A 5,283-nucleotide genomic window follows, 5' to 3' on the forward strand; every position below is an offset into this window, starting at 1 on the left:
AAGGCTGACATTGCTTCCAATATTCGCAGTCAAAGAATCCACCAACGTCACTGGCGCATTGATGACATCCGTACCCAGGCCGGTGCGCTCCAAGAAAGCCGTCCCCCCAACAACTGCTCCGTCAAACACCAACGATCCACTGGCCCCCGTCTCGAACGTGTAGCCTCTTAGGTTTCCGTACGTTCCCAAGGTTAAGCGCCCGAGGGTAATCTCTTCATTCAGATCGATTGTCTGGCTTCCAGTCAAAGCCTGGGTGAATCTGGCCGTCGCCCCCACTGAGTCAGGGTGCAACGCCGGGTTCCAATTTGCATCCGAAACCCAATCATACACGCCGGATGACGTCTGATTCCATGTGGCGTCACCTCCAATCGATTTTGAGCTCCAAGCTGTAAAACAGACCAACAGCGCAGCGTTCACCGGCACGACGAGGCGTCGACGCATGGTTTGAAGGAGTGGGCTGGACTTGCGCATACGAACTTGGATGAGTCTTTTTTGAAACGAAAAATTTAGAAACAAGAGATGATCGTCAACACGAACCTGAACTCAGCTGGCCTCGGCTCCCAAAAGGAGGGCTTTAGGCTGCAAAAACATTACAGTGTAACCACAATTCAGGTTGTTCATGTTGAAGGAGTTTCGAAAACGCGGCCAAATCATCTCTTCTACTTCTCTCCCACCGCGGAGACAATCACTTCCCGGACGCTTTGAAAAAGCAGGTATCCGGGTGCATCGCAAATATACAATGTATTGCTCAAGTGATTCAATGGTGAGGATTTGGGCCGATTTCACTCCACTTCATTTGTGCCAGCAAGATAAATTTTTTGCTGACCACAAGAATTTTCCTACCCCCCTTACACCTCTCGGATAGCCAGCCATTCCGATTGGCGAGATTCCAATAGGGATGTGCTTTAGTTTGCACAAATTGTGATCTTTAAGGCTCAATCATCAGACCCTATTTTGAGGGGGCGACATCATCTAACTATTGACAATATTTAGGATATCTTTAGGATTACTTCTAAATTGCCCACGTTGTGTCGCCATCGTCATACCTTCTTGCCGTTCCGCTGGGCATCGTTGCCGCAGCTGGTTGGGTAGTCCGGATGCAGGACACCAGTTTCGCGGCTTCTCCGCGCACCTCGCACATCCAGCAGGTCGCGAGACACGCCCCTCTTCCTGACAAAGGCGAGCATGCGGAGCCTGACGCAGGCGCGAGATTGGACCACGGCCGCTTTGGCTGGGACCAAACTGACCCCTCAGTGGGCGGATCGACGTTGGGAGACAATATTTTGCGTCGCCCCCTGGGCTCCAGGCAGTCAGGCGCAGCCGTCCCCTGGCTTGATCAGCCTAGTCACGTCGCGACCAAGGCCAGTGGGAAGACTCTCGAGAATATTCCGGGCTATATCCCTGCCCCTGAGGAGGATACCTCCATCTTCCAGACCGTCCCCAGCGATTCCGGATTCCATATCACGGCGGATGAAGCCACCAAAATGGACATCCAGGCTGAGCGGGTGGTGTTCAATGGCAAGGTCAAGATGACCAGCCCGCAGTTCCACCTTTCCGCCACCCAGCTGATCGTCCACCTTGGGAAGGACAAGAAGTCTTTCAAGTTCGCCGAGGCCAAAGGAGAAGTGAATGTGCAGCTCACGGGCGTGCCGGATGAGAAAAAGTATCGCGGTCAGTCCAACACCGCCATTTACACTCCCGCACAGGGCACCTTGCTCCTCACAGGTTGGCCCAAGGTTCAGGGACAAGGCCAGGAATTGATTGCTGCTGAACAAGGGACAAAGGTCACCCTGTTTCCGAAAACGGGTAAAATGATCACTGAAGGGCGCGCACAGACGCGGATTGCCAGACAGTTGATGGCCGAAGGGGTTCCCCCAAAAGCGACGCCGGTACAGTAACCGGCCAGAATTAGGACATCGGCCCGAAGCTGTTGGTCGGCAAACAGGCCGATTCGATCCCACCACTTCTTCACCCCTCCGAATGGGGCATGGCAACCTATTGAGCCGGGCGCTCATGCCAACGCAATGGGCCCAAACTCACTGAATACATCTCATATTTGAGATGATTCCATAACTGGAACCAGATTCTCCATCTGCTCAAATCAAAATAGATTTGCATATTTGCTATAAATCGAGTTGACCGATGAATAAGCATCTCTATAATGCGAAGCGTAGTCGCAAACGATATCATTTATGCAAATCACCTCTCCGCTTCGTGTCATCCGCCTGATCGCAATCTTGTTCCTTGTGGTTGGCCCTTTCATGAAGTGAGCGGGCATGGTCTTCAGAGACCCACTCAAATTTTCCAACGCAGCACACCGAAGGAAAACGACAAAGGCCCGGGACCGCGTGGAGCGGCCGGGCCTTTGTTGTGTCCAGCGGTTGCGAAATCGCCCGGCAATCTGTGCTGAGGCCCCTTCCACACAGGTCCTGGACACGGCGTCTGAAAGAGTGTCGCCAAAAGTTGGACTTTCCCTGTGGGGCAGAATCTGCAAGTCTCGCAGAGTAACGATTCGCCCTCTCATGAATGTCACCCAAAAACTTTTTCTCACTTTAGGCTCCATCGCCCTTCTGCAGGGAGGCTTCATTTCCAGTGCCTCGGCACAGACAGCAGCCCCGAGCACCAATGCCAGTGCCACTGACGAAGTGGATAGCAATCCCCAGTTCTGGCAGGCCTCCTTTGGCAATGGCGGTCATTACCTTGTGAAACTGGGCGCCATCATCAGCGCCTCCAAACACGAGTACATCTCCGATGCTGCCGCTCGCGTGGTGGAAGTGACGATCGGCACCTCCTCGGAGGTGGTCGCGAGATTCTACTTCTTCGAACCGGTCCTGCGCGATACCCCGATCGCCGCCGGCCAGATGCTCCTTAACCGGGCGGAGGAGGTGAAGAATCAGGTCGCCAGCCGGGTAGCCCCTTCCGCAGGAAAGCTTCAAGTGGTGAAAAACTATCCGACCTCCACGCACGCTCACACGGTGGAGTATGCGCTGCAAACGGAAGCCGCCCTCGGCTCGCTCTACAACAGCGTGATGGCCGCCATTCACACTGGACGGGGCAGAACCTGGAAAGAACCCGCACCGAAGTAGTCTCCCCTCTGGTCAAAAAAAAGCTTCCCGGTGTTCTCACCGGGAAGCTTTCAAATTGAATCAGTCTCGTAAAAGCAGGCCTATTCCACCTTCATGGTGCCTTGCATGATCATCGAGTGGCCAGGGAAGGTGCAGAGGTAAGGATAGTCGCCCTTTTCCTGAGGGGCGGTGAATTCGACCGTTTCCTTTTCCTTGGAGTTGAGAAGCTTCGTGTGGGCGAGCACATCCGGACCATCTGGAACGTAGCCGCGGGGCATCCACTTGGTCATCTCAGCCATCATGCCATTGGCAGCGGCGATCAGCCTGTCCTTGGAGCCGGCAACGCCGAGCACCCAGTTGTGTTGCAGCGGGGTCGTGCTGTCGTTGTCAAACGTCACCTTGACCTTCTGTCCTGCTTTCACGGTGAAGCTGGTGACATCGAACGACATGGGGTTAGCCGCCCCGGGCTTCAGCGTGACCACTGCCGCTCCGCCTTCTTCCTTCACTGAAGAAGCTGCTGCGGCTGGAGCTGCTGCTGCGGGAGCCGCCGCCGGCGCACCTGCCGCAGGAGCATGAGCAGCCTCTGGGGTCTTCTTGCCCTTGAGCGAATTGATGAGGCCTCCCCCAATAAGCACCGCACCGGCACCGAGCGCAAAAACTCCAAATGCCAGGCCGATAAGAACATTGACAGCGCTCCAGAAAGAGCTGCCACTTTCGTGGGAATCGTGATGGGTGTCCATGATTTAAAATAAAGGGCGCTCAAGGAAGCACGGAAGCGGCACGGGTCAAGAAATGCCCGCCTCCCGGCCCGCCTGAGAGCGAAAAAGAAAAGGCCGGGCTCCGAGGAGCCCGGCCAGAGTAGGAACTTTAAGGGCAGATACTCAGTTCCGGATCACCAGGAACTTCGTCTGGCCGGCACGCAGGATTTTGAGCTGCACCGCGGCTCCTGCGTCGCCCTTGTGGGATCTGGCTTCAGCAGCCGTCTTCACAGGCTGGCGGTTTACCTGAAGGATGACGTCACCCTCCTGGAGGCCCACCTTGGCTGCGGCGCTGTTTTCTTCCACCGAGGTCACGACCACGCCCGTCACATCTGCCTCGATCGTGTACTCCTTGCGCAGCTCTTCGGTCACATCTTCGATGCGCACGCCTTCAAGGAAGCCTGTGGGCTTCGCCTGCTTCCCGCCGGGAGCTCCGCCACCAGCAGCAAGCTTGTCGGTATCGAGCTTTTCGAGCACTGCATTCAGCTCCATGCGCTCCGGCTTCTTGGACTGCTCATTGAACCGCACCACGTCAAACTTCACCGTCTCGCCGGGGCGCTTGGAACTCACCATGAGGCGGAGTTTGGAGGGCTCCTCCACCTTTTCACCGTTGGCGCCCACCACGACGTCCCCTTCCTCAAAGCCAGCCTTGGCGGCCGGAGAGTTCTCGACCACACGAGTAACCGTCACCCCCTCCTCGTCCTTCAGCCCCAGAAAGTCGGCCATGCTGGGGTCCACTGGATCCATCTGGATGCCAAGGAATCCGCGATCCACCTTGCCGTCGTCCAGTAGGTCAGCAGCGATGTTCAGAGCCATGTCGATCGGAATGGCCAGGCCAATCCCCGCGAACATGCCGCTCTGGGTCTCGATCGCGGTATTGATGCCGATCACGCGACCCAAGCCATCCACGAGTGGCCCCCCGGAATTGCCCGGGTTGATCGCAGCATCTGTTTGAATGAAGTTCTCATAGCCCGCCTGCCCGCGCCGGCCAATGATGCCCAGCTGGCTACGCCCGAGAGCGCTGACGATCCCCTGCGTGACCGACTGGGTCAGCCCCATGGGCGACCCCACCGCCAGCACCACATCACCCACACGCAGCTTTGAGCTGTCGCCAAAGGTGGCATGCGGGAGATCCGCGCCTTCGATTTTGATGAGGGCCACGTCCGTCTGGGGATCAGTGCCGATGACCTTGGCTTCGTACTCCTTGCCACGACCAGCGATCACCACTTTGATCTGGTCAGCGTTTTCCACCACGTGGTTGTTCGTGAGGATGTAGCCATCCCCCGTGAGAATCATGCCAGAGCCCAGGCCAGTCTGGCGGGGCTGCTGGGGACGCTGGCGGTTCCTGCCACCAGGGCTTGGCTGGTTGTTGTTGTCCCCTGGCTCACCACCACGACGCTCCATCCAATCACGGAAGAACTCGCGGAACATGGGCGGGAGCTGCTCCAGATCATCCTCAC

At 56.7% G+C, this 5,283-nt stretch carries 4 protein-coding genes; 2 read left to right on the forward strand and 2 right to left on the reverse strand.

Annotated elements, in window-relative coordinates; translation table 11 throughout:
* The first annotated feature begins 1,028 nt into the window (after positions 1 to 1,028).
* Both BV106_RS30370 and BV106_RS30375 read left to right on the forward strand, forming a co-directional pair.
* The gene (locus tag BV106_RS30370; RefSeq protein ID WP_265596233.1) at positions 1,029 to 1,898 is read left to right on the forward strand and encodes an LptA/OstA family protein; all 870 of its coding nucleotides are present in this window, start codon (positions 1,029 to 1,031) and stop codon (positions 1,896 to 1,898) included.
* 624 nt (positions 1,899 to 2,522) lie between these two features.
* Positions 2,523 to 3,086, forward strand: a complete 564-nt coding sequence (locus BV106_RS30375; RefSeq protein ID WP_051946544.1) for a hypothetical protein — start codon at positions 2,523 to 2,525, stop codon at positions 3,084 to 3,086.
* 80 nt (positions 3,087 to 3,166) lie between these two features.
* Here BV106_RS30375 and BV106_RS30380 read toward each other — a convergent pair whose 3' ends face one another.
* Positions 3,167 to 3,805 carry a plastocyanin/azurin family copper-binding protein gene (locus BV106_RS30380; protein WP_038171149.1) on the reverse strand — a complete coding sequence of 213 codons (639 nt, stop codon included), beginning with the start codon at positions 3,803 to 3,805 and terminating at the stop codon, positions 3,167 to 3,169.
* A 141-nt stretch (positions 3,806 to 3,946) separates the two neighbouring features.
* Positions 3,947 to 5,283, reverse strand: a 1,337-nt coding sequence (locus tag BV106_RS30385; RefSeq protein WP_038171152.1) for a Do family serine endopeptidase, incomplete at its 5' end; no start/stop codon positions are given.

This window comes from Verrucomicrobium sp. BvORR106 (assembly GCF_000739655.1).
Taxonomy (GTDB): domain Bacteria; phylum Verrucomicrobiota; class Verrucomicrobiia; order Verrucomicrobiales; family Verrucomicrobiaceae; genus Verrucomicrobium.

Bases quoted from the DNA above. Each gene is read 5' to 3' on its own strand.
- BV106_RS30375 (WP_051946544.1), top strand. From the start codon at position 2,523: ATGAATGTCACCCAAAAACTTTTTCTCACTTTAGGCTCCATCGCCCTT.
- BV106_RS30380 (WP_038171149.1), bottom strand. From the start codon at position 3,805: ATGGACACCCATCACGATTCCCACGAAAGTGGCAGCTCTTTCTGGAGC.